Origin of the sequence: Aeromonas sp. QDB25 (genome assembly GCF_027707725.1) — a bacterium.
Taxonomy (GTDB): domain Bacteria; phylum Pseudomonadota; class Gammaproteobacteria; order Enterobacterales; family Aeromonadaceae; genus Aeromonas; species Aeromonas caviae.
The window spans coordinates 1-24596 of record NZ_JAPCIZ010000016.1 but is presented as its reverse complement, the minus strand read 5'-3'; the positions used below and the strand labels follow the sequence as shown (position 1 = coordinate 24596).

22 protein-coding genes, 2 pseudogenes and 1 riboswitch are annotated in these 24596 nt (G+C 57.7%); of the genes and pseudogenes, 9 read left to right on the top strand and 15 right to left on the bottom strand.

Annotation, left to right across the window (positions count from 1 at the left end):
• Positions 1-41: 41 nt before the first annotated feature.
• The 3 genes from PG883_RS07850 to PG883_RS07840 all read right to left on the bottom strand — a co-directional run bounded on the left by PG883_RS07850 (position 42) and on the right by PG883_RS07840 (position 2591).
• Positions 42-767 (bottom strand): MaoC family dehydratase, encoded by a 726-nt coding sequence (locus tag PG883_RS07850; protein WP_010673529.1) that lies wholly within the window; start codon positions 765-767, stop codon positions 42-44.
• Between the two features lie 236 nt (positions 768-1003).
• Positions 1004-1951, bottom strand: coding sequence for a 23S rRNA (adenine(1618)-N(6))-methyltransferase RlmF (gene rlmF, locus PG883_RS07845; RefSeq protein WP_029313997.1), 948 nt, complete (start codon positions 1949-1951; stop codon positions 1004-1006).
• Between the two features lie 151 nt (positions 1952-2102).
• Positions 2103-2591, bottom strand: coding sequence for a C40 family peptidase (locus PG883_RS07840; protein ID WP_010673526.1), 489 nt, complete (start codon positions 2589-2591; stop codon positions 2103-2105).
• Between PG883_RS07840 and PG883_RS07835 the strand changes: the two genes are divergently transcribed.
• The 3 genes from PG883_RS07835 (at position 2509) to PG883_RS07825 (ending at position 4436) form a co-directional block, all read left to right on the top strand.
• Positions 2509-2772: a hypothetical protein gene (locus PG883_RS07835; protein WP_164882945.1), complete on the top strand. Its 264-nt coding sequence runs from the start codon at positions 2509-2511 to the stop codon at positions 2770-2772. The two genes, PG883_RS07840 and PG883_RS07835, sit on opposite strands and share 83 nt — an antisense overlap.
• A gap of 96 nt (positions 2773-2868) precedes the next feature.
• Positions 2869-3591 (top strand): 4'-phosphopantetheinyl transferase family protein, encoded by a 723-nt coding sequence (locus PG883_RS07830; protein WP_053288177.1) that lies wholly within the window; start codon positions 2869-2871, stop codon positions 3589-3591.
• A complete protein-coding gene (locus tag PG883_RS07825) occupies positions 3588-4436 on the top strand; it encodes a tetratricopeptide repeat protein (RefSeq protein ID WP_041214740.1) in 849 nt (282 codons plus the stop codon). Before PG883_RS07830 ends, PG883_RS07825 begins: the two co-directional genes overlap by 4 nt.
• 139 nt (positions 4437-4575) lie before the next feature.
• On the opposite strand, the gene PG883_RS07820 is transcribed toward PG883_RS07825, so the two are convergent.
• The gene (locus tag PG883_RS07820; protein ID WP_010634682.1) at positions 4576-4818 is read right to left on the bottom strand and encodes an Lpp/OprI family alanine-zipper lipoprotein; all 243 of its coding nucleotides are present in this window, start codon (positions 4816-4818) and stop codon (positions 4576-4578) included.
• A gap of 225 nt (positions 4819-5043) precedes the next feature.
• Positions 5044-5697 (bottom strand): 3,4-dihydroxy-2-butanone-4-phosphate synthase, encoded by a 654-nt coding sequence (gene ribB / locus PG883_RS07815; RefSeq protein ID WP_010673523.1) that lies wholly within the window; start codon positions 5695-5697, stop codon positions 5044-5046.
• Between the two features lie 104 nt (positions 5698-5801).
• Positions 5802-5959: riboswitch (FMN riboswitch) on the bottom strand.
• Positions 5960-6168: 209 nt separating this feature from the next.
• Between ribB and purU the strand changes: the two genes are divergently transcribed.
• Positions 6169-7005 (top strand): formyltetrahydrofolate deformylase, encoded by an 837-nt coding sequence (gene purU / locus PG883_RS07810; protein ID WP_029313992.1) that lies wholly within the window; start codon positions 6169-6171, stop codon positions 7003-7005.
• Positions 7006-7063: 58 nt separating this feature from the next.
• Here the strand turns inward: purU and PG883_RS07805 are convergent, their stop codons facing one another.
• Both PG883_RS07805 and cls read right to left on the bottom strand, forming a co-directional pair.
• Positions 7064-8332: a DUF945 family protein gene (locus PG883_RS07805; protein WP_128296989.1), complete on the bottom strand. Its 1269-nt coding sequence runs from the start codon at positions 8330-8332 to the stop codon at positions 7064-7066.
• Between the two features lie 109 nt (positions 8333-8441).
• Positions 8442-9923: a cardiolipin synthase gene (gene cls / locus PG883_RS07800; protein WP_010673520.1), complete on the bottom strand. Its 1482-nt coding sequence runs from the start codon at positions 9921-9923 to the stop codon at positions 8442-8444.
• 96 nt (positions 9924-10019) lie between these two features.
• Between cls and PG883_RS07795 the strand changes: the two genes are divergently transcribed.
• A complete protein-coding gene (locus PG883_RS07795; protein ID WP_029313991.1) occupies positions 10020-10562 on the top strand; it encodes a DUF1439 domain-containing protein in 543 nt (180 codons plus the stop codon).
• A gap of 4 nt (positions 10563-10566) precedes the next feature.
• Here the strand turns inward: PG883_RS07795 and PG883_RS07790 are convergent, their stop codons facing one another.
• Positions 10567-11007 carry a GNAT family N-acetyltransferase gene (locus PG883_RS07790; protein WP_010673518.1) on the bottom strand — a complete coding sequence of 147 codons (441 nt, stop codon included), beginning with the start codon at positions 11005-11007 and terminating at the stop codon, positions 10567-10569.
• 342 nt (positions 11008-11349) lie between these two features.
• Here PG883_RS07790 and PG883_RS07785 point away from each other — a divergent pair, with 342 nt between their 5' ends.
• Positions 11350-12090 (top strand): lytic transglycosylase domain-containing protein, encoded by a 741-nt coding sequence (locus PG883_RS07785; RefSeq protein ID WP_041213327.1) that lies wholly within the window; start codon positions 11350-11352, stop codon positions 12088-12090.
• A 104-nt stretch (positions 12091-12194) separates the two neighbouring features.
• Here PG883_RS07785 and aqpZ read toward each other — a convergent pair.
• The 5 genes and pseudogenes from aqpZ to PG883_RS07760 form a co-directional block, all read right to left on the bottom strand.
• Positions 12195-12881 (bottom strand): annotated as a pseudogene (aqpZ, locus tag PG883_RS07780) (aquaporin Z).
• Positions 12882-13181: 300 nt separating this feature from the next.
• Positions 13182-13703 (bottom strand): crossover junction endodeoxyribonuclease RuvC, encoded by a 522-nt coding sequence (gene ruvC, locus PG883_RS07775; RefSeq protein ID WP_039039380.1) that lies wholly within the window; start codon positions 13701-13703, stop codon positions 13182-13184.
• A gap of 233 nt (positions 13704-13936) precedes the next feature.
• The gene (locus PG883_RS07770; protein WP_128296990.1) at positions 13937-14845 is read right to left on the bottom strand and encodes a Gfo/Idh/MocA family protein; all 909 of its coding nucleotides are present in this window, start codon (positions 14843-14845) and stop codon (positions 13937-13939) included.
• 284 nt (positions 14846-15129) lie between these two features.
• Entirely contained in the window at positions 15130-15357 is a 228-nt protein-coding gene (locus tag PG883_RS07765) for a hypothetical protein (RefSeq protein ID WP_053288171.1), read from the bottom strand.
• Positions 15358-15802: 445 nt separating this feature from the next.
• Complete coding sequence (locus PG883_RS07760) at positions 15803-16753, bottom strand: transposase (RefSeq protein ID WP_128296991.1); 951 nt, start codon at positions 16751-16753, stop codon at positions 15803-15805.
• Between the two features lie 584 nt (positions 16754-17337).
• On the opposite strand from PG883_RS07760, the gene PG883_RS07755 reads away from it, so the two are divergent.
• Genes PG883_RS07755 through PG883_RS07745 form a run of 3 tightly spaced genes read left to right on the top strand, consistent with a single transcriptional unit; the run spans position 17338 to position 20352 of the window.
• A complete protein-coding gene (locus tag PG883_RS07755; protein WP_001809438.1) occupies positions 17338-18369 on the top strand; it encodes an IS630-like element ISAhy2 family transposase in 1032 nt (343 codons plus the stop codon).
• Positions 18350-19669 (top strand): SIR2 family protein, encoded by a 1320-nt coding sequence (locus PG883_RS07750; RefSeq protein WP_270807059.1) that lies wholly within the window; start codon positions 18350-18352, stop codon positions 19667-19669. The genes PG883_RS07755 and PG883_RS07750 overlap by 20 nt, the downstream gene beginning before the upstream one ends.
• Complete coding sequence (locus PG883_RS07745; protein WP_270807058.1) at positions 19669-20352, top strand: hypothetical protein; 684 nt, start codon at positions 19669-19671, stop codon at positions 20350-20352. The genes PG883_RS07750 and PG883_RS07745 overlap by 1 nt, the downstream gene beginning before the upstream one ends.
• Before the next feature lie 108 nt (positions 20353-20460).
• On the opposite strand, the gene PG883_RS07740 is transcribed toward PG883_RS07745, so the two are convergent.
• Positions 20461-22863, bottom strand: coding sequence for a YgiQ family radical SAM protein (locus PG883_RS07740; RefSeq protein ID WP_128297218.1), 2403 nt, complete (start codon positions 22861-22863; stop codon positions 20461-20463).
• Between the two features lie 196 nt (positions 22864-23059).
• Positions 23060-24484: pseudogene (locus PG883_RS07735) on the bottom strand (efflux RND transporter permease subunit); the annotation flags it as partial.
• Positions 24485-24596: the final 112 nt, after the last annotated feature.

Here is a 24596-nt window from a genome sequence, read left to right as displayed (position 1 = left end):
CACCGAAGTGGGCCTGTGTTCATGGACGCAAGACGAGCGCGTCAGAAATAGATCCGGGTGACCGACTCGATGACGCAGCCAGGGCGGCGGATCCCCTCGATCTCTATCTTGATTTCCTTGAGGAGCTCGATGCCCCCCTTGATGGGCGTGACACGCGACAGCTTGGTACGGGCGCGGATATTGCTGTCCACCTTGATGGGGTAAGGGAAGCGGACCTGCTCCAGGCCGAAATTCACCACCATGCGAGCTGTCGGGAACTCCGGCGTGCTCTCGTCCACCGAACCGGTCAACTGGGGCAGCAGGGCCAGAGTCAGGAAGCCGTGGGCAATGGTGGTCTTGAAAGGAGACTCGGCTGCCGCACGCTCGGGATCGGTGTGGATCCACTGATGATCGCCGGTCACGGTCGCGAACTGGTTGATCAACGCCTGGGTGACCTGCAACCACTCGCCCACATGGGTCTCTTCACCGATGCGGGTCTGCAACTCGGCATAGAGTGCCGCCGCTTCGCCTTCGAGCTCTACCACGGGATCCTGCGCCAGGGCAGGCTGGCCATTCGCGACCTGGGTGACTCTGGCAGCCTCTTGCTGGCGGGCATCCTGGGACTCCCCCTGCAGATCCAGCACTCTTCCCAGCAAGGGGTGAAGGTGTGCCTTTTGCTGAAACTCACGCCAGTAGTCGCGGATCGCCGGAGAGAGCCAATCCTTGAGCTCAAAGGGGTGTTGCGCCAGAATTTCGCGCTTGTGCTTCAGAAAATCGACAACTTTCATTTACCGATCCCTATTCGATTCAAAGCCTGTAAAGAGGTCTAACCAGTCCTATTTTATGAAAGTTTCATCAGCAAGTACAAAAAAATCTCGGCGTACACCTGTACCAGGCGCGAAAGTGGTCACTAACATGCGAGCAAACACGGGCAGGAAAACGATTGAATGTAAGGCTGCAAACGAATCAACATCTGAGCTGAAAAAGAGACGGGGCCCGTGTCGCCACTGAGCCCCGTCCTCGATCATCTCCCCTGGGCGGTCCACCAGCTCTTGCGCTGCTCATCGTCCAGGAAACTCCAGGCGAGGATCCGGCTCACCTTGTTGCCTTGCGCCATGTCGAGCACGCGAACCTCCCGCGCCCCCACCCGAGCCAGCGCCTTTCGTGCGGCAGGCAGATTTTCCTTTTTCGACACCAGCGAGCTGAACCAGAGGCATTGGCTGGCAAACTCCTTGCTCTGCTCTATCATGGCCGCCAGAAACGCCGCCTCGCCCCCCTCGCACCAGAGCTCAGCCTTCTGACCGCCGAAATTGAGCACGGGCGCCCCGGCCACTGCCTGGCCCTTGCCCAGGTTGCGCAGCTTGCGCTCCGTCCCCTTGCTCGCTTCCGCCAGAGAAGCATGAAACGGCGGGTTGCACAGAGTCAGGGCAAAGTGCTCCTTCGGCCCCAGGATCCCGCGAAAGACATGCTTGGGGTTACCCTGATGACGGCATGTGATCTGGTTGCCCAATCCATTGCTGGTGGCCAGCAGGGTTGCCGCCTTCACCGACACAGGATCGATGTCTGAGCCCACGAAGCGCCAGCCATACTCCCGGGCGCCCAGCAAGGGATAGATGCAGTTGGCCCCGACACCGACATCCAGCACTCGAACCTGCTTGCCCGTCGGTACGCATCCCGCGCTCTCCGCCAGCAGATCCGCGACGCGGTGCAGATAATCGACCCGCCCCGGGATGGGCGGGCAGAGGTAGCCAGGCGGCAGATCCCAGTGTTCGATGCCATAGTGCAGCGCCAGCAGCGCCCGGTTGAGCGCCTTGACGGCGGCCGGATCGGCGAAATCCAGGGTCCGGGTGCCGTGCTCGTTGACGAACACGAAAGGCGACAGCGCCGGGGTACGCAGGCAGAGCGCGTCAAAGTCGTAGGGGGCCTGATGGCGATTGCGCGGGTGCAATCCGGTTTTCTGCTGGGGTGTCATGCTGGACCTGCCGAGGATCAAGGGGGCCACACTATAGAGAGTCGGCCAGGGAAAGTCTAAAAGAGGGCCATAAAAAAACCGGACCCTGAGGGTCCGGTTCAAGTGAGGTTGGAAAAACAGTCCGTACTGCGAGCCGTTTGTCCAGCCTGACTCAGATATCGATCCGGCGTGCCTGCCAGAACTTGTTGCGCCAATACACATTGTCGAGCTTGGAGCGCGTGACGCCGGCACGGAAGGAGACATGGATGAATTCACCGTTGCCGACATAGATGCCGACATGGTTCAGACGCGGGTTGATCTTGAAGAAGACCAGGTCCCCCTCGACCAGATCCTGCTTGGAGACGCGAGAGCCTTCGTGGACCTGGGAGCGGGTATCGCGGGGCAATTCGATGCCGATGGCATTGCGGAACACTTCACGGGTAAACGCCGAGCAATCGATACCTCGTTCTGTGGTACCGCCATAACGATAGGGGGTACCACGCCACTCTTTGTATACGGTCAGGATTTCGTTGACATCCGGGGTAGGCGAAACTTCGGGTTCAATCACGGGTTCCATCATGGAAACCTCGATCTTGCTCGCGACCTCGGGTTGGGGTGCCGAAGCACAACCTACCATTCCGAGCGCGACCAGCAGTAGCATCAGGTGGCGCAATCCTTTATCCCCGCAAAAAAGAGTGAAACTTGTTAAAATGCAGCCCGACAGGGCAATTTATAAGGCAACAGCACCCGACTATATCCAAGAATTCTATCGAGGCAAGCGAAAATCCCAATCGACCTCACATTTTTGCAAGGAAATGCTCTGTTTAGCGCAATTTATGTGATCATGGCCAAACAATATACAATCTTGAAAGCATCGGTTTCGGCCTCTCCAAACGGATTGTTATCGCTACTTCGACCCCATTTTTAAGTGAAATATTATGCTTTCTGCGGATCTCTATTTGTTAAATACCGCGCTCGTCGATACTGAACAGCTGATCGGGCTGTCATCCGGGCTCTCCCCGGAGGAATACCGCCACTGGCACGAGATCCGCCAACCCGGCCGCCAGCGCGAGTATCTGCTGGGACGCGTGTTGCTTCGCCGCCTGCTGGCCGAGCGACTCCATTGCCGGGCCGATGCCCTGACTTTTGGCATCGGTGCGCATGGCAAACCGACACTGCTCAGTCATCGCTGGCAGTTCAACCTCAGCCACAGCGGAGAGTGGCTGGTGATCGCCCTCTGTGAGGAGGGCCCCCTTGGGGTGGACATCGAGATGGGATTGCGTCACCGCTCCATACTGCCGCTGGCCAAACGCTTCTATGCGCCAAGCGAATACCAATGGTTAAACGCCCTGCCCCGAGAGGAGCAACATTCGGCCTTCTATCGGCTATGGTCTCGCAAGGAAGCTGTGCTCAAGGCGCATGGCGACGGTATTTCCGCAGGACTCGACAAGATCTGCTTCCTTCCGGAGCAGGCATGGCAGCTCAAAAATCATCTCGACAATCGCCACTATGAAATCCGCGACTGGCCCGCGGGCAGCGGATGGCTCAGCCTGGCTGCCCCGACTCGCAGGGTCGATGCCCATCTGCTGGATGCGCGCTTGAATTCCACCCCGCTGGACCCCATGTTGATCCACACCATTTTTCGAGAGTCAGCCTCATGATCGTCGACATCACTCCCCAGAACTTCCACGCAGAATTGCTCGATGCGTCCATGAAAAAGCCGGTCGTCATCTATTTCCACGCGCCCCAGATGCCGGAGTGCCAGGCCATGACCCCGCAAGTGGAAGCGCTGGTCGGCCCGGCCAATGCGGCGGTGACCCTGGCCAAAGTCGACATGAACGACCCCCAGTTGCAGCCTCTGGCCAGCCAGCTTGCCTTGCGCGCACTACCCGCGCTGGTGCTGTTCCATCAGGGACGTCCGGATGAGCAGGCCATTCTGGAAGGGCCGCAGGATGAAGCCACATTGCGCCAGTATTTCGCCGCCTTTGCCCCCAAAGAGGAGGAGTTGCTGCTCGATCAGGCAAAGCAGGCGCTGGAGAACGGGCAAGCCGATGTGGCGCACACCCATCTTGGCCAGGCCCATCGCCTCGCCCCCGAGCGTCACGACATCACGCTCTGGCTGATACAGGCGGCGCTGGATCTCAATCTCCTTGACGAGGCGCAGAGCCTGCTCTCGACCATCCCCATGGTGGCACAGGATGATCATTACCAGACCCTGAGCTCCCGCCTCTCACTGGCGCTGCAGGCCAGCGACAGCCCTGAGCTGCGCGCCCTGGAGCTGCGCCACGCTGAACAGCCGGATGATCATGCCCTCGCCCAGGAGCTGGCGGTGCTCTACAGCCAGGTTGGTCGACAGGAAGAGGCATTGGCCCTGTTGTTCACCATCCTCAAACGTGATCTCGCCTTTGGCGATGCCAAGAAGATCTATCTCGATGTGCTGGCAACCATGGGCGCGCACCCGGCGGCGCAGAGTTATCGTCGCAAGCTCTACAGCCTGCTCTATTGAGCGACAGGAAAATCAGAAGAGGGGATGCCGATTCGTCGGCATTGCCTTGTCAGGCGGGTTTCAGCGGGGAAACGCGGTAATTTGATGAATTTCAGGCAAAAAAAATGGCGCATTGAAATGCGCCATTTTTTCGCATGGATTACTTCTTGTAGGAAGTAGCCATGTTGTCGATGCGCTGGTTAGCACGCATAGCTTCTTGCTTGGCTTCTGCAACATCAGCAGCGATCTTGGACTGATCAGCACGAACAGCGCTAACATCTTGAGCCAGTTGGTCAACTTTGTTAGACAGATTCTGAACGGAAGTTTCCAGTTCGCTGGTGTTTGCACAACCGCCCAGCAGAGCGGACAGACCAACAACACCTACCAACAACATTTTTTTCATTTTTAAAAGCTCCCTTTAACTCGCCAGACGTTTAGCAAGCGGCGTGATTATGGCACAAAAAAATCATAGTTTGGATAGGCCTCATCACAGATAAATGCGTTAAAACCCTCATTTTTTTTTAGTTGCACACTTTCCGTACAAACCTTAAGCAAAAATGAGTGTCCCTGGATGAGGTTCGCACAAAGCGTAACCAAAATTTGGGCTTATTACAATTTCGTATGAGGCTCAGGCTGAACGTTCTGACAGCAATTGACGATATTGCACCAGATCTTCGATGGTCAGGACCGGCATCCGGTGCTGGCGACCGAAGGCCACCAGGTCCGGCAACCTGGCCATGGAGCCATCTTCCTTGGTCAACTCGCACAATACTCCGTAAGGTTTGAGCCCGGCGAGCTGCATCAGATCGACGGTCGCTTCGGTGTGACCACGGCGGGTCAGCACCCCACCCGTGCGGGCGCGCAGCGGGAAGACATGGCCGGGTCGATGCAGATCGGAGGGCCGGGCACCGTCGGCGATGGCCGCACGGATGGTGGTGATGCGATCGGCGGCGGACACCCCGGTGGTCACCCCCTGCGCCGCTTCGATGGTCACAGTGAAGGCAGTCTGATAGTGGCTGGAGTTGGCCTCCACCATCATCGGCAGCTCGAGCTGGCGAACCCGCTCGTCGGTCAGACAGAGGCAGACGATGCCGGAGCACTCGCGGATCATCATGGCCATCTGCTCGTTGGTCATGGTTTCTGCGGCAAAGATGAGATCGCCTTCGTTCTCACGATCTTCATCATCGGCCACCAGCACACCCTGACCGGCACGCAGGGCGGCCAGCGCGGCTTCGACGCGAGCAATGGGATCACCGAATTCACTGAGTAGAGACTGATTCATGGTAAGACTCCTAAAAAAGACAAGGACCAGAATCAGGGCATGGAAAGGCAGACAGAAGTAGCCATGCGGCGGCCAACCCGGCAGGGTCTGGCCAGCAATATCTGTCTTATCCTCTTTCATCCGGACTATGACCGTCGGCTCCGGCATCTCACCGGATCTGCTGACCCCGTCCCGGATGAATGCCGGGTCGGGCGCTCGCGGGCTCCCCGAGTCACATCGGGATACCGCCGGTGGGGAATTTCGCCCCGCCCTGAGAATAAGCGCAGACAGCCTAAAGAAAAAAGACGCAGGATGCCAGCCAAAAACCCATCAAAGACAAACCGGGAGCTGGCTGCACTGCAATTTTCGCGCGAGCACCACCCGATACACGGCGCGCTGTCCTTTCTGATTTCGTTTGTGGCATAGTGCCAGCAAAAACGCGCGCGCTCGCGCAGACCGGGTGCCAACATCACAAACGGAATCATGACAGAGATGGAAAAGAAAATACTGCTGACCGATTGCCCCGACGCCAAGGGTCTCATCGCCAAGATCACCAACATCTGCTACAAGCACCAGCTCAACATCAACAAGAACGACGAGTTCGTGGATCACGAAAACGGCCGCTTCTTCATGCGCACCGAGCTGGAAGGGCGCTTCAACGACGAGACCCTTCTGGCCGACCTCGATGATGCCCTGCCTGCCGGCGCCCAACGTCGCCTCGTCAAGGCGGGCAAAAAGCGCATCGTCATCCTGGTGACCAAGGAGACCCACTGCCTCGGCGACATCCTGATGAAGAACTATGCCGGCGCCCTGGACATGGACATCGTCGCGGTCATCGGCAACTACGACACCCTCGCCGAGCTGACCGGCAAGTTCGACATCCCCTTCCACTGCGTGAGCCACGAGGATCTCAGCCGCACCGAGCATGAGGAGCAAGTGCGCACGCTCATCGATGGCTACCAGCCGGATTACGTCATCCTGGCCAAATACATGCGTGTGCTGACCCCAAGCTTCGTGGAAGCCTATCCGCGCAAGATCATCAATATCCACCACTCCTTCCTGCCTGCCTTCATCGGCGCCCGCCCCTATCGTCAGGCCTTCGACCGCGGGGTCAAGCTGATTGGTGCCACCGCCCACTTCGTCACCGACGATCTGGATGAAGGCCCCATCGTCGAGCAGGACGTGATCCACGTCGATCACACCTTCAGTGCCGATGACATGGCCAAGGCCGGACGCGACGTGGAGAAATCCGTGCTGAGCCGGGCGCTGGAACTGGTGCTGAACGAGCGGGTCTTCGTCTACGGCAACAAGACCGTCGTGTTCAAATAAGCGGCTGCGCGCCCCCAGAAAAAAGGCTCCCGAGGGAGCCTTTTTCATTGCGCGGCACTCACGGGTGCAGCGGCAGACCATTGACGGTCACGACCCCTTTGTCGAGCTTGAGCTCGGCCTGAAGCTGTGACTCCTGCGCCTTCAGATATCCCATGGCAGTGAATTGCTCCAGCATGGGGGCCAACTGGGGTACGGCCTGGCCCAGCTTCTCCCCAAGGTGGGCATGCAGCAGACCGGAGAGTGCCTGCATCCCCTCCTCGCTGCCCATCAACTGTGCCAGGGTGGTGGGCGCCAGCTTGGCCTCCCCTTGCAGGCTGACAAGCTCACCGTTCAATCGCGCACTCAGATCCGCCAGTTCCAGTGTGGCCCCTCTCTGGAGCATCTTGTCCAGCGCTTCCTGGATGGCCGCTTCGTCCACCCGTTTGCTGCTGGCCTCTTGCAGCGTCTGATACCCCTCGAGATCCAGCCCCTTGAGGGAGAGATCCAGATTTCCCTGGGTCAGCGCGAGCCGGTCTTCCTCGCTCTCCATGTTGAGGGTCGCCACCTTCATCTGATAGCGAGTGGAGAGCGTCTGAAGATCGTCCCCCGCCAGCTCGGTGGCCGTGGTCAGCCCCTCCAGCGTGATCTTGACGTTCCCCGGCTGGATCAGGGTGAAGGCCGTGAGGGTCGCATCGCTGCGGGGAGAGAGCCAGAGCCCGCTGATCTCGGCCATATCGGCACTGCCCTTGAGATCCGCCAAGGCCAGATCTGTCTTGCTCTGGGCATCGTGGACCGTCATCCCCAACCAGTGGGCGGTGAGATGACCATTGCCGTCGAGATCCCCACGATAGTCGCCGTTCAAGGGCAGGAAGGTGAACTCGTTGAGCCCCTCCTTGACCTTGAAGTCACTCACCCAGAAGCGGGAACTGTTGCTCATGGTCCAGAGGCTGCTCGCCGATTCTGCCCCCAGTTGCCACTGCTGCATCCCCAGAGAGGTCAGGATGGGCGCCAGCGTGCCCTGTGCGGTATCCAGCTGGAGGTGACTCTTGATATAGAGCGGCAACAGGCGGCTGTTGAACGCGAACTGCATCTCGATGGGTTCGCTTCCCGCCAGCTGGGGATCAACACTCGCCAGCGTCTGGGGCGGCACCACCACCTTGAGCACGCCGTCGCGGGTGAACAGATTCTCCGTCTCCGGGCTCCAGGTGACTTCGATTCCGCTCTCCTGCTGCGCCCTGGCGATCTGCTCGGCCAGGATCCGGTCGAACGTATTGCCCGTGTACCAGCAGGCGCCAAGCCCTCCCACCACCAACACGACTCCGACGGCCAAGGCCACTTTTTTCTTCATCAGTTCTGTTTCTCCACAATGGTTCAATGGCGGGTGCATGGGCGCACTCTACGGGGAGGATGGGCATCAACACAAGCCAGACAACGGCTTGGGGTCCACGCTCTGGCTGTCACAGCAGGGGGCTGAACAGGTAGAAGATGTTCTCAAGCAATTTTTTGTACCAGGGGCGGGCACGCCACCTGGTCAGTGACATGGGGGTCGCCTCCAGCATGTAGCCCTGCACCAGCTGGTTCATCTCGGCGACAAACACCGGGTTGTCGATGAGCAGGGTGATCTCGAAATTGAGCCAGAGACTGCGCCGGTCGAGGTTGACCGTGCCCACCAGGGCGAAATCATCGTCCACCAGCACGCTCTTGGTGTGTAGCAGTCCGGCATCATAGCGGTATATCTCCACTCCTGCCGCCAGCAGATCCTCCATGAAGGAGTTGCTGGCGTGGTTGGCCATCAGGGAGTCGTTGCGCGCAGGCAGAACTAACTGCACCAGCACGCCGCGGGCCGCCGCCGAAGAGAGGGCCGCAGCCAGCGGATCGTCCGGCACGAAATAGGGGGTGGTCAGCACCAGATGGTGACGAGCCTGGTAGATGGCGAGCAGCAGGCTCTGCTGGATGCAGTCACCGCCGACGAAGGGGCCTGAGGGAATGAGCTGGGCTCGATAGTTGGTCTGTGGCCAGGCTTCCGGCTCATGTTGCAGACTGTCGAGCAGCCGCTCGCCGGTCTCCATCTCCCAGTCCCAGACGAAGGTGGACCACATCAACGGCACCACGGGGCCCTGCACCCGGATCATGATGTCGACCCACTGGCCGACCCCGGCATCCTGCTTGAAGAAACGAGGATCCACCATGTTCATGGAGCCGGTATAACCAACCTTGTCATCGATCACCACCAGCTTGCGGTGCATGCGCAAGTCCTGGCGCTGGAAGGGGATTCGCCAGGCGCCGACCGGCAACACTTCCACGACTTTGACGCCGGCGGCGCGCAAGGTTTTGGGCCAGGAGGAGCGGAAGAAGGTCTTGCTGCCGATGGAGTCGAGCAAGACACGACAATCCACGCCGCGTGCCGCCACCTCCATCAACGCCTCGCACACCTCGTCCACATCCCCGCCGGGGTGCCAGATGTAGAACTCCAGATAACAGGATTGGGAGGAGCCCCGGATGTCGCGCACTATCTCCTCTACGATGCTCTTGGGCTTGTGCAGCAGGGTCATCCGGTTGCCCGAGAGCATGGGCATGGCCAAGCGCCCCTGGATCAGATCGTGGAGCGGGCGTGCCTTGCTGCCCACCTCGCAGCAGTGCTGGGGGAAGAGGCGCGCGAGCTGGCGGATCCAGATGGCGTAAGGACGGTACATGGCCTGGGCCCGCTCCGCCCGCTTGCGGCCGAGGCGTATCTCGCCAAACAGCACGTAGAAACCGACCCCGGCGAAGGGGATGGCATAGATGAGGGCCAACCAGGCGAGGGATACCCCGATGGGACGTCGCTTCATCACCACCCGCAGGGAGATCCCAGCCACGATCACGGTGTGAAACAACAGCAACAACCAGCCGAGAAAGCGGGAAAACAGCAACTGAATGTCGTATTCCAGACCGTCGAGCAAGGCGACTCCTTGGTGTATTGGACAGATGGCACGGGCAGACCCCACAGGGTCGGGATGGTATGCTATGGGGCACACCCATTCTATCAGGTCGTTAGCATGATCCTGCAATCTATGCTGCTGAGTCTGGCCATGCTAGGTCAAGGCTCATATGACATCAATGAGCAGCAGATAAATCAGTACCTGCAATCCCAGGTGCAAGTGGACAAACAGCTGGAATTGCCCGGCATCATCAAGGCCCATGTGCAACTCGAGCAGAGCGATGTGCAGATTGGTCGCCAGAGCCCGGATACCGCCAGGGTGTTTGGCAAAGGCAAGTTGAAAATCGCGCTCCCGGATCAGACCGAGTACGACGCGCGCCTCAACATGACCTATGAGGCGAGGCCCCGCTACGACAAGGCCAGGAGTGCGCTCTTCCTCGACAACATGAAGCTCATCGATTACAAGCTGGAGCCTGCCGCGGCGGAACAGAAGTTTGGTTTCATGCTGAGGATGCTGCTGCAAAGCATGGAGAAACGGCTGGAGACCCAGCCTGTCTACAAGCTGGATGACAAGGACCCCAATCAGGCCTGGCTCAAGGAAAATCTGCTGGGGCTGGAGCTGTCACCAGGCAAGATCCACCTGCTGACCAAACCCCAATAAGATCTCAGTTGAAAACAGGCGCCTTCGCCTGACGCACCAGCAGCTCGATCTGGTAACCCTGTTCGTGCTGCTGGTGATAGAGGGAGTGAAGGGGCCCGTCGAGTTCATGCAGGGGAAGGTGGTCAAATCCCGCCTTGAGGTAGAAGGGTTTCTCGAACGGCAGGGCGTGACAGATCACGGGCTTGTCGGAAAGATCGCGGCAGGCATGCTGCAGCAAGCGGGACCCCAGCCCCAGGGACTGGTAGTGAGGGAGCAGACGAAAGCCGCACAAGTGGTAGTAATCCTGTTCATCGCGCAGGCGCACCGCCCCCACCAGCCAGTGCGCATCACGAACCACAAAAATCCGTTCTGCCAAATCCGGCACATAGTGGGAAAACGTCGTCTCGTAATAGTCTCTGATGAGGGAAAGATCCGCATCACAGTACTCTTCGAATCTGAGCTCCATCGCTCGCCTGCTTGTCATGCCCATTTCGCTCTGGCCATACCGGCCCTCTCCTGCTCGCTCTCTGGCTCCACGAAGAGATCAGACCAGAGTGGAGCAACAGCAAGATAACACGCCTTTAACTTACAAAAAAGCCAATAACTCGATGGAAAAGACGAGGTTGCGATCATGCGTCCCTTGACGCCATGAGCCGCGCCCCTTGTCCTGAGTGAGCACACAGGCGGGACGTCCCTCTGCCATCACATTTCCAGCCTCCCCTGTTCACGGGAACTTGTTCTGCGCCATCCCGAATGCTTTACTCAACGTGGCTAACGAGGCTTAAGGAGCAAGCCGTTGAAAGCATGGATGTTGCTGGGCATGATGCCGCTGTTTTCCCACGCAGCCCCGGCTCAGATACCGCCACCGGCAGAGGTGGTGATCCTGACCCCGGAGACGGCTGTCTCCTCCCCGGTTCCCACGCCGCGTACCGTGGCACTCACCACGGCGCCGCTCCCCTCCCCTGAACCCGCTAAGCCTGCAAGCCGTCAGATCCAGGTCTACAAGTCGGTACAAAAGAACGGGGTCATACGCTATTCCGACATGATGCCGGAGCAGGGTCACTACGAACTGCTGTTGTTCAACGACTGCTATGCCTGCGATCCGGCGTCCAAGGTCAACTGGCGCACGACAGGCCTCTTCCTCTATGACTACGCCAGCACCATACAGGCGGCAGCCAAGGCTTATCAGGTCGAGCCTGCCCTCATCCGGGCACTTATCCATGCCGAGTCCGCTTTCAATCCTCTGGCCGTCTCCCGCAAGGGCGCCATGGGACTGACCCAGCTGATGCCCGCCACGGCGCGCGAGCTCGGGGTCGGCAACGCCCTGCTGGCGGAGCAGAACATCTTTGGCGGGGTGAAATACCTGGCGGGTCTGCTCAAGCAGTATGACGGCAATGTGGCCCTGGCCACCGCCGCCTACAATGCAGGCGCCGGTGCGGTGCAAAAACACGGCGGCATACCGCCCTATGCCGAAACCCGGGCCTATGTGGAACGGGTCAAGCTGCTGCATCAGCGCTACAAAGAGATGCTGAGCGCCAAGGGACTGTGATCATGCCGCACCCTATCGTCAGCATGGCGCCCTGCCCGGTGTTCCTTCAGGCATAAAAAACACGCCCGAGGGCGTGTCGATACCACACGTTACCTAGCAACACATCACTCTTTCGTGGCGATCACACGATAGGCCAATGCACCCAGAATGGCACCGACAACGGGGGCAACCCAGAACAGCCAGAGCTAGCCCACTGCCCAGTCACCGACAAAAAGCGCCACGCCAGTGCTGCGCGCCGGGTTGACCGAGGTGTTGGTCACCGGAATGCTGATGAGGTGGATGAGGGTCAGGCACAGACCGATGGCGATGGGAGCAAACCCGGCCGGTGCACGGCTGTCGGTGGCGCCCATGATGACGAACAGGAAGAAACCGGTCATCACCACTTCACACACCAGCACCGCCAGCATGCTGTAGCCGCCCGGGGAGTGCTCGCCATAGCCGTTGGAGGCAAAGCCCGCCGCCAGATCGAAACCGGCCTGACCGCTGGCAATCACATAGAGCACCGCCGCTGCCGCAATCCCGCCCAACACCTGAGCGACCATGTAGGGCAGCACGCCGGAGGCCGGGAAACGACCGCCGGCCCAGAGCCCGATGGTCACGGCCGGGTTCAGGTGACAGCCAGAGATATGGCCGATGGCGTAAGCCATGGTCAGCACGGTCAGACCGAACGCCAGCGCCACGCCAAGCAGGCCGATGCCGACGTTCGGAAAGGCGGCGGCCAGCACGGCGCTGCCGCAGCCCCCCAGCACCAGCCAGAAGGTGCCCATGAATTCAGCTGCAAAAGGTTTCACTCTTGTCTCTCCCATGATGACTAACACGCGAACCTGAAAGGCTCATACGGACACTGTTATTGAACAGGCGCCATATTATGGGAGTGTGGCGGAGCAAGACGAAACCGACCCGATTCATCGCGGATATGTGATGAATGTCACAAGTTATTGATAAAGTAGAAAGATATTCACCCGCTCGGTGCGCTTCTCCATGGGAGTCCCATCGAGGGACGCGACAGATTGTGACCCTACCAGCGATTTTGCCAGCAGCTCCGGCACCCGGCGCTCCCCTGCCAACACCGGGTAGCCCTCCTCCAGGGATCAGCGATAACGGCCGCGCACCGATCCGCTGGCCCGCCCGGCCATGCGAATGAGGCTCTGACGGGTGTGGAAGTGGCAGAGCGCCACCCCGAGGGCATCCGCCGCATCCGCCTGGGGGGTGGCAGAGAGCTTGAGCAGATGGGTCACCATGTGCTGCACCTGCTCCTTGGCGGCGCCACCGGTGCCCACCACCGCCTGTTTGATCTGGGTCGCCGAGTACTCGCTCACCGGCAGCAGGGCGTTGACCGCCGCGACGATGGCGCTGCCACGGGCCTGGCCGAGCTTCAGGGCAGAGTCCGCGTTGCGCGCCATGAAGACCCGCTCGATGGCGAACTCGTCCGGCTTGAACTGGGTGATGATCTCGCTCACCCCGTCATAGACCTGCTTCAGGCGAGACGGCAGCTCCCCCAGATCGGTGCGGATGCAGCCCGATCCCAGATATTCCACCTTGCCCGCGACGATGCGAATGACCCCGTAACCGGTGATGCGCGAACCGGGATCGATCCCCAGAATGATGCTCATGAACGGAATACCCCGCCCACTGCGGTCAGCCATCTCATCTTCGACACCTTCTTCATTGCGATCTCTTGCCCTGCAGCTCTTGATGGCCGCCAAGATAACAAACCCGCCTTCGCTTGGCTCGCTCGCTGGCACCTTTCCCGGCTGACTGCGCAAGGAGCCACCATCTCATACAGTGCTCTGCCGCTTCTCTGGCCAGTGATGCCTGCCGGTGTCACCAGCCCCTTGCCTCCGGGTCATCCCTTTGCCAGGGCGACGAGGCGCTCTGCCAGTCGATGGCTTTGCAGGTAGCTCTCGACCAGCGCCCCGTCTGCCCGCCCGACGTCAATCTGCCCATACCAGTGCTCGAGCATGGCGACAAAGCCCCGCTGGGCCAGCACGGGCTGCCAGTCGCCCGGAGCCAGAGTCTGCACTGTGTTGTCTCGCGCAAGCAGGCCACGGGTGCAGTTCTCGATATGCAATGAGAGGTTGTCGCCATAGGCATCGATGCGCTCCTCGGTCATGCCGGCGCTGCGATTCATACTGCCGCTCACCGCCATCTGCCCGCTCTGCCAGGCGACGCTCACCCCGGCCAGCAACTCGGGCTGCTCACTGCTGCGTCGCAGCACCGCATGCAGCTCCCCGTCCGGCTCGCCGCCATAACAGCAGAGGCTGTCGAGCACATGGATACAGTCGTCGAACAGGAACTGGCGAGGCGCCCCCGGCAGGGCGTGCCTGTGCTTTTGCCAATGGAGCTCGGTCAGCGGCTGGCCGCGTGCGGCGGCCATGGCGGGCAGATAGCGACGGTTGAAGCCCACAAACAGCGGGCAGTCTCTGGCGATGGCGAGATTGGCGAGCGCCTCCACCTCTCCTGCGTTGTCACACAGCGGCTTGTCCACAAAGGTGGGAATGCCGGCACGCAGGCACAGCTCCGCCAGTTTGCCGTGCACGGCGGTGGCAGCGTGGATCATCACCGCATCAGGTCGGCTCGCCAGCAGCGCATCGACCTCGGTAAAACACTCGCCAATCCGGTACTGGCGCGCCAGTTTGCCGAGCACCGAGGGACTCCGGGTACAGAGCAGCGGGGTGACTCGCTCGTCGTTTGCAAGCAGCGGCAGATAGGCCTTCCGGGCGATATCGCCAAGGCCAATCAGGGCAATGCGCATGGGTACTCCTCTCAAGGGGATAACCAGATAACTGCCTGCACGATCTCAGGATTTCCCTCGCAGATCCAGCCTTGGCGTCATCTCGCTCCAGGCGCCTTCTGATGCAATGCGGCATCGCCCCGCGACACCCTGGCCACCTTCCTCCCATCGAAGCGACCCCCGGCGGCGCGGCGCTTGAGCGGCAAACCGCGATAGCAAAACAGGCAGGGCGACAAATGTCGCCCTGCCTGTTACACCCGCACACACCGCCGCACTCGGGCGATTGGCGCTCTTTTCACGTCTAGTTACTCTGCCGACCTGGCCTGCTCTTTGGCATCCCGCCACTTGCCAATCCTGGCGCCCAGCTCGGCGCAAAGCATGGCGCTGACCATGGCACCTATCATCCGGGTCATATCAGACATCTCTGTTGCAACCGGAAGCAGGGGCACAATCAGGTTAAAGGCGATGAGCCCCATCACCAGCCCGAGCCCGCTGCCTACCTTCTCTCTTCGGGATCGCGTTGTTATCGCCATCTGATTGCTCCTGACTTGAACGTTCCACGTGACTCGCCCTTGCCAACGTATCCAGCAAGATAACAAAGCCTTTCTTCATTTGGGACAGCCATCTTTGTGTACGAATTGTTCCATTAGAGGAACCATATCACCCACTCTGTTTCACTGATGCAAAAATCACCTGCTCAAGCAACACCCACGGTGTCGCCGCATTGTGAGAAAGGGCCTGTTGACAAAGGACCGATAGCCCCTCTTCCCCAACCCGCCTTATCAGGACTGCCATCTTTTGGAGAAAGCCCTCATCCAGCGCCCAGCACAATTCGTCATCCAGTATTTGCGATGGCATTTGTGAAACTCGGGGGATTAAAGAGAATGTCTTGGCATCGATGACGCCAATTCAGATGCGATCACACAGGCGGGGAGCTGGCGCGATACCGGACGTTGTTATGATGCGAGCATTCATCACTCAAAGGGATGGTTGATGACACCGTCGCTGGCCACAGTGCCAGGCAAACTGCTGACAATGCTCTTTGTCACCCACCACTCTGATGCCCTGGCGCCGAAACAGCGTCACTTGCTTGAGCCAGCGCACCTCGTCCACCCCCAGCCGCGTCAGGATGGGGGCAAGACAAACTGGGATATGGCCCCGTTTGTCCACTCGGATGGCGCGGCCTGTCCAGTCCACCAGCATCAGGTAATCCGCAAAGGTATATGGCAGGCTATCGGGTCGCGCTTCGTGCGCGAATGGCAACAGCAACGGCGGCAATGGGGCGGCGGACTGCTCGCCATTGAGACGCTGCTTGAGGCTGGTGTAATCGCTCTGCTCGGGCCGGTCGGACAATCCCGCTCGTATCGGATTGAGATCAACATAGGCCATGCAGGCCAGCAGGGCTGATTCGGTGAGCAAGGCCTGGCTCTTGAAGCGCCCTTCCCAGAAATGGCCCTTACAACCATCTTCCCGATTGGCCTGCCGAGCCAGGTTTTCGTTGAGCAGCCGCACAAACCAGCTGATGGAATGTAACCGCTCCCGCCACTGCCCTATCAGTTGTTGCACCACAGCGAGTTCGGGCTCAATCAGAGATTCCCCCTGATACCAGCGTCGTACCAGCAGCGGCCACTGGAACAGCGCAGCCCAACGCTCGGCCACCTCTCGCTCGCTCCAATTGGCAGCGGTATCCGGCTCGACATTGAGCACCAGATGATAGTGATTGCTCATCACCGCATAGGCACACACACCGATGGCAAACAGTCGCGACAATTGGCCCAACTTGTCCACTACCCACTGGCGCCGATGCTCGTAACTCTGGCCGGAGTGGGCATCTTCCCCGCACAGAAACGCCCGCCGCACACAGCGACTGACCACATGATAGTAAGGCGTATCCTGCAAACTGATTTGACGTGAACGGGCAATGGTCATGGCTCACCCCCTGGGCAGTGACACCTCAAGCCAAGTACAGGGCTACGTCGCTGTCAAAAAGGTGGGTGTCCCAGATTTCACCCCCACTGTCAAAAAGGTGGGTGTCCCAGATTTCCCCCCCAGATTGCACAATTTGCTGATCAAGTTCAAAAAACGATGTGATTCCGATGGTTACATCATTTTAAGGCTCGCTTGGGTAGTTTCGTTTGTCTTACAGTGGCTATCTGGAATCTGTTGAACTGCGATGGGCCACTGCCCTCGCTGGTCAATGGAGCATATTGGAAGCTGTAATCCATGGGCGGTAGCGTGGGATTTGGTGGCGTTACGCCCCATACCGAAAGGTGGGTGTCCCAGATTCCTATCATCCGAAAAAAATGTATAGGCTAAAACTCAAAATTAAAAAAATAATATACCTCTTTCAGATTTTAATTAAGGATTCACCGTGAAACTAAAAAGCGATAAAACATTCCTTGAGCTAAATAGCTGTTCCGAATAGTAGATCACCGGAGGAAGGGAACTCAGTCCAGTTTGTGCGATCTGATTAGTCGCTAAACAAAACAAGCCACACCCAAAGGACTGAGTTGATGCCTATCCTACCACCTCTGCCACGACCACAACGGCGCCGCATTCACAAAATCATCCATGCCACCCGTGATAAAGGACATGCTCGTCGCTTGATGGCCATCTTGCTGTTACATGAAGGACGCACGATCACCGATGTTCATCACCTTACCGGCGCTGCGCGCTCGACCATCGGTCGTTGGCTTCGGTGGTATCGAGATGAAGGCATAGATGCGCTAGAAGCCTTACCGGCTGGCCGTGCCCCAGTCTTACCTATCGCCAAGATTGTCACCTTACTGGTGCTGCTCATGCAGTTTTCTCCGCAAGATTTTGGTTATCAGCGCAGCCGTTGGTGTACTGAACTATTGGCTATAAAAATCAATCGGTTAACAGGGCTCAATGTGGCAGCCTCCACGCTCCGCCGATGGTTACCTCGTATGGGCATTGTCTGGCGCAGGCCCGTGCCGACCTTGCGGATAAAAGACCCAGCCTATCAGGAAAAAATGGCGAATATCGACGCCGCGCTGGCCCGCTGTGATGCCGATAATCCGGTGTTTTATGAGGATGAAGTCGATATAGACCTCAATCCCAAATTAGGAGCCGACTGGATGTTCAGAGCGCAGCAAAAGCGGGTTGTCACACCGGGGCAGAATGCCAAGCATTATCTGGCAGGCGTTCTCCACGCAGGCAACGGAAGGGTGCTTTACGTCAGCGGGATCAAGAAAAACTCATCGCTGTTTATTGCCATGCTGGAAAAGCTGCGCCACCACTACCGACGAGCCAAAACCATCACGTTGATCCTCGATAACTACATCATTCACAAAAGCAAACAGACCGAGCGATGGTTGAAGAAGAATCCCAAGTTCTGCCTGGTGTTCCAGCCAGTTTACAGCCCTTGGGTTAATCACATAGAACGGCTATGGCACAAGTTACATGAAACCATCACGCGCAATCATCAATGCAGAGGGATGGCAAACCTGCTGGCCCGAGTGAAACACTTCATGGATACCGTGTCTCCTTTCCCGGGGAATGGCTATGGCACAGCGAAGGTGTAGCACTATTGGGATCAGTTATTTAGTCAGTGAATACCATCAGAAACCAGATAAATTTGTATTCTTTGTGGGTGCAGGACTATCACAGCCATTATTTCCATCTTGGAAAAACCTGTTAAAAACATTTATTGAAGAAGCCAAGAAAGGCAGCCTATCCTTTGATGATTTCGAACTACTCAATTATATAGAACATGGCCAAAATTATCTTGATATAGCCGAAGTTTGCATCGATTCTATGGGTGAGAGTAGATATCGAGATGTAATGGAGTCAACGTTTGATAAAGATTTCGTAGATGAAGAAATTCCAGCCGCTTACAAAGCGCTCATGGACTTATCACCCAAAACGATAATTACTACTAATTATGACAGAATCCCAGACAGAGCTGGGAATGGGAAGTATAGAATCCACACCAATAAGAATGCAGCAGAAGCATCTAGAAATTTTGTAAATGGAAAGAATATTGTATTTAAAATACACGGAGATATTACAGAACAATCCAGCATTGTGGTAAAAACAAGTGATTATCAAAGGATAATAAATAGTAATGAAAGCACAAGAAATTTAATATCCAGTTTATTATCTACGAAACAAATGATATTTGTTGGGTTTTCATTATCCGACCCCCACATTGACATTATACTAGAAAGAATCAAGATTATTAACAATGGCATCCCACTATCTCATTATGTATTACTTAATGAATCATCTTCATTTAAGAGATCTAGTTTTGAGAAAAAATATGGTGTAAAAATAATTCCATATCAGCCAACGGATGATAGTCATCCAGAGGTAACTGAGTTTTTACGAGCACTGGATCATAATGTAAGTACGATTTCTGTAACACCGCCAAAATCTGTAGATATCCGAGAAAAAGAGCATCTAATTACTCACCTTATTGAGGCTATACCAGAAAATTTCATTGATACAGAATACACTGTTTTTTGTCGTGAAAATGAATTGTATGTGTCATTTACTTCGGCTGGTGAAACCAAAGGAGAGGTTCAACGAGAGATTTTATCACTTATTAAATTAATGAATTTTGAGTGTGCGTTCATTAACAAAATTATTATTTGCGTTGCAAGCAAGACAAAGCCTTTGATTAATTGCGATGACTCACAGCCTCTATTAATAAACGCTACCCTTTCATTTTCTGATGCCAATAGGTTTGCCTTAAAACAGATATCTACATCTACAGTGTGGAAACTAATTGACTTTTATTCATCTCCCAGCCTATCTAATATTTTTGAACAAAAGGCATTTATTGAATTTCCACTAAGCATTGGCATCACAGGAGAAAAATAATGGGTAGCAGCACAACCAAAATTGAGATGCTTCGTGGTGGCGCTATTGTCAGCAGTGTTCTTACAACTCCTGAACAAGTGAAACTTAAAGGTAATAATTTTCAAATATCATCAAAAAGATCTATGACAACATTCCCAACATTATATATAAAGTCTACCGACGCAGAAATCAATCAAGTTATTATGAGTTTCTCTAAAGGAGACATTATAAGACTTTCTATTTTAAATGATGGCAGAGGCGATTTTGATATCATATTTGAAGGTGAATTCAATAAGAAATCAATGCAGATTGAAAAAGATTCTGAATCCTTAACTATAGAAGTTGATGCAATACATTCTTTTTATAACCTATCTATGGTGCAACTTTCATCTTCTTTTAATTTCTCTAACCTAACATTTGGTAAATTTGTAGCTGACTTAACACTCATGGCCAATATACAATCATCAGTATATATTACTCCAAGTTTATCAAATACTTTAATAACAGGGTTGTCTTATAAAACAAACTTATATCGTCTATTTAAAGAAATATGTTTAATCCTTGACGCAACAGTGCTTTTTAATGAAGACAATAGCGTCAACATAGACTACAGAAGTAATATAATTGAAAGCTTCAGAGTACAGGAACCGATGACAATAACAGACAATGACATTATATCTATGGTATCCAGAGATAGCATTTAAATATTTTTTACCAGAAACTTTTTCTCAAAAAAAGCATTGATTTATGTTTTATAAAAAGGCGACCCTCCGGTCGCCTTTTTATTTTCTATCGCTTTACAGTCAGGAAACTCACCTTGCCGGTCGCTTGGCACCATTCCCTTTTGCTGCGGGCTTGCCACCCTGGGCTGACGGTTTGGCGGTACCAGCGCGGCTGGGAGCCTTACCTTTATGAGCGGGTTTACCCTGCCCGGCTGCTTTGCCCTGACCAGCTCCTTGGGCTGAGGGTTTGCCTCCGGCACCAGTCCCTTTACCAAACTGACTACCGACCGGTTTACCATTGCCCGCCTTGCCACCGCTTCTGCTGGCCGCCGGGGCATTGGCTGCACCAGCCTCGCTGCGGGCAGCCTTGTTGCCAGCCCCATTGCCACGCTGATGCGTGATGGCGCTATGGCGAGTCAGGGCAGGCTTGAGGCCCTTGCTGCGGCTGCGCTCGGCCTTGGCTTCACCACGACCTTCCGGCGGCACCAGGCAGTCGGGGCCATTGCCGATCAGGTGGCCCTTTCCCATCTCCAGCAGGGCTTCGCGGATCATCGGCCAACCGGCCGGATCGTGGTAGCGCAGCAGCGCCTTGTGCAGGCGACGGCGACGCTCCCCTTTCACCACGAACACGTCCCCGCCCTGGCGGCTCACCTTGTTGAGCGGGTTTTTCTCGGTGTAATACATGGTGGTGGCGTTGGCGAGCGGCGACGGGTAGAAGTTCTGCACCTGATCGAGCTTGAAGCGGTTTGCTTTAATCCAGAGCGCCATGTTCACCATGTCTTCATCCGTGGTGCCCGGGTGGGCGGAGATGAAGTAGGGGATCAGGTACTGCTGCTTGCCCGCCTCTTTGGAGTACTTGTCGAACAGCTCCTTGAAGCTGTAGTAGCTGCCCATGCCCGGCTTCATCATCTTGGAGAGCGGGCCCTCTTCGGTGTGCTCCGGCGCGATCTTGAGGTAGCCGCCGACGTGGTACTTGGCCAGCTCCTTGATATAGCGCGGATCTTCCACCGCGATGTCGTAGCGCACCCCGGAGGCGATCAGGATCTTCTTGATGCCCTTGAGGTCGCGCGCCTTGCGATAGAGGTTGATGGTCGGGCTGTGGTCGGTGTCCATGTGCGGGCAGATGGTCGGCCAGACGCAGGAGGCGCGGCGGCAGGTCTGCTCGGCCTTGGGGCTCTTGCAGCGTAAGCGGTACATGTTGGCGGTGGGGCCGCCCAGATCCGAGATGACGCCGGTAAAGCCCGGCACCTTGTCGCGGATCTCTTCGATTTCTTTCAGGATCGACTCTTCCGAGCGGCTCTGGATGATGCGCCCCTCGTGCTCGGTGATGGAGCAGAAGGAGCAGCCGCCGAAGCAGCCGCGCATGATGTTGACCGAGGTCTTGATCATGTCGTAGGCCGGGATCTTCTCGTTGCCATAGGCCGGGTGCGGCACCCGCTGGTAAGGCAGGCCGAACACCCCGTCCATCTCGTCGGTCTCGAGCGGGAAGGCAGGCGGGTTGACCCAGATGATGCGATCGCCGTGGGCCTGCGACAGCGCGCGGGCGCAGCCCGGGTTGGTCTCGTGGTGCAGGATGCGGGACGCATGGGCGTAGAGCACCTTGTCCTCCTTCACCCGCTCGAACGCCGGCAGCTTGACGTAGGTCTTCTCCCATGGCTTTTGCTTAGGCGGCTGCACCAGGATGGGCTTGGCCTCCTGCTCCACCGGCGCGGTACCCTCGTCATCAGAGCAAGGCGCCCCTTCCATATAGGGGTTGGGGATGGGATCGATGCGGCCAATCTGGTCGAGCTTGCTCGAATCCACCCCGCGCCAGCCCGGCAGCGGCTCCTTGCGGATCACGGCGGTGCCGCGAATGTCCTGCATGGTGTCGATGGTCTCGCCGCCTGCGATGCGGTGAGCCACTTCCACCAGGGGGCGCTCGGCGTTGCCGTAGATGAGGATGTCGGCCTTGGCGTCGATGAGGATGGAGCGACGGATGGTCTCGGACCAGTAGTCGTAGTGGGCGATGCGGCGCAGGGATGCCTCGATGCCGCCGATGACCACCGGTACCTCTTTATAGGCCTCCTTGCAACGCTGGGTGTAGACCAGGGTGGCACGATCCGGCCGCTTGCCGCCCACGTCCCCCGGGGTGTAGGCGTCGTCGTGGCGCAGCTTCTTGTCGGCGGTGTAGCGGTTGATCATGGAGTCCATGTTGCCCGCCGTCACCCCGTAGAAGAGGTTGGGCTTGCCCAGGCGCATGAAGTCATCCTTCGATGACCAGTCCGGCTGGGCGATGATGCCGACCCGAAAACCCTGGGATTCGAGCATGCGGCCGATCACCGCCATGCCGAAGCTCGGGTGATCCACGTAGGCGTCGCCTGTCACCAGCACGATGTCGCAGCTGTCCCAGCCGAGCTTGTCCATCTCCGCGCGGGACATGGGCAGGAAGGGCGCCGTGCCGTAGCACTCGGCCCAGTAACGGGGATAGGAGAAGAGGTTGGTAACCGGCTGCATTTTGACCACCTGGAACAATTCGGGTCGCGCATTATACCGGCAGAGCAAGGCGGGGGCGACGGCTTTTTGCCCCTACAGAACGCGAGGGGAAGGGGCGCCTTCGAGCGGGCGCGACAGGTCGGCGTGACAGACTCAGATCTCATCAACAAGCAGGGCGCCCATTGGCGCCCTGCTTGCTGTCATCCGGGTCGGCACGCTAGGCCGCCGGTTTGTCCCGCCCCTCGGGGGCCACCGCCCCCGGCACCGGGGAGGGACTTGCCGGGGTTGCCGTGGCCAGTATTTCGTCCACCAGTCGGTCCCGTGCCCCCGTCATCCCGGCGCGTCTGGCGATCAGGTGATAGATGGCGGGCACCACCAGCAGGGTCACCAGGGTCGCCAAGGACAAGCCGAAGAAGACCACGGTCCCCACGGCCATCCGGCTCTCGTACCCCGCCCCCATGGAGAGCATCAGGGGCACGGCGCCGATAATGGCGGTGAGCGAGGTCATCAAGATGGGGCGCAGGCGGCGCACCGACCCCTTGATGATCGCCTCCTCGAACCCTTCACCCCGCTGGCGCAGCTGGTTGATGAACTCCACGATGAGGATGCCGTTCTTGGTCACCATGCCGATGAGCATGATCATGCCTATCTGGCTATAGATGCTGAGCTCCTGCCCCGTGAGCCAGAGGCCGAGCAGGCCGCCGAAGATGCCGAGCGGCACCGTCATCATCACCACCGCCGGGGTCAGCAGGCTCTCGAACTGGGCCACCAGCACCAGATAGACCACCAGCAGGGCCAGGCCGAACACCAGTGCCATCTCCCCCTGGTTGTCGCGATAGTCCTTGGACTCGCCGGCATAATCCACCGACATGCCGGTGGGCAGGTGATCCGCGGCCCAGCCATCCAGGAAGTCGAGCGCCTCCCCCAGGGTGTGGCCGGGGGCCACGTCCGCGGTGAGGGTGACCGCCTTCTGGCGCTGGTAGTGGTTGAGGCGCTGGGGACTCGCCACCTGGGTGACGGTCGCCAGGGTGGAGAGGCTTACCATCTCGCCGCTCGCGGCCTTCAAATAGATGCGGCTGATGTCGGAGATGCCGTTGAACTGGGTCTGGTTGGCGCGCAGGTAGACATCATACTCTTCGCCCCTGTCCACATAGGTGGTCTGGCTGACGCCGCCGAGCAGGGCCTGCAGGGAGCTTGCGATGGTGGAGACCGGGATGCCGAGCTGGGTGGCTCGCTCCCGCTCTATGGTCACCTGCAGCTCCGGGGTCTTCTCGGCATAGTCGAGATCCGGGCTCTGCATCAGCCCGCTTTGGGCCGCCGCCTCCTTGAGCGCCAGCCCCTGCTGGTTGAGCTCGCCGTAATCGGAGCCCTGCAGCACGAACTGCACCGCCGCGGTGGAGCCGCCTCTGAACCCCGGCTGGAAGGTGCGGATCATCACGTCGGGGATGCCGGCGAGGCGGCCGCTCAGGGAGCGGCCAAACTCGGTGGCCGTTTCGTCCCGCACCGCCCAGTCGCTGAGCTGGATGATGGCCATGCCGGTCTGATCGCCGCCGCGCCCGAAGGCCGGGGTGCTGAAACTCATGGCCTGCACCACCCCCTTGCCGAGCAGCGGCAGGATGGCGGCCTCCACCTGCTGCATGTTGGTAAGTATTCACCGGAACAGTATTGACACAGGAAAAATGAGACGATCGTCTCTTGATCCCACTTTCCTGCTTGCTTGATCCTGCTCCTTAGATACGCTCCCCCCATGAGCA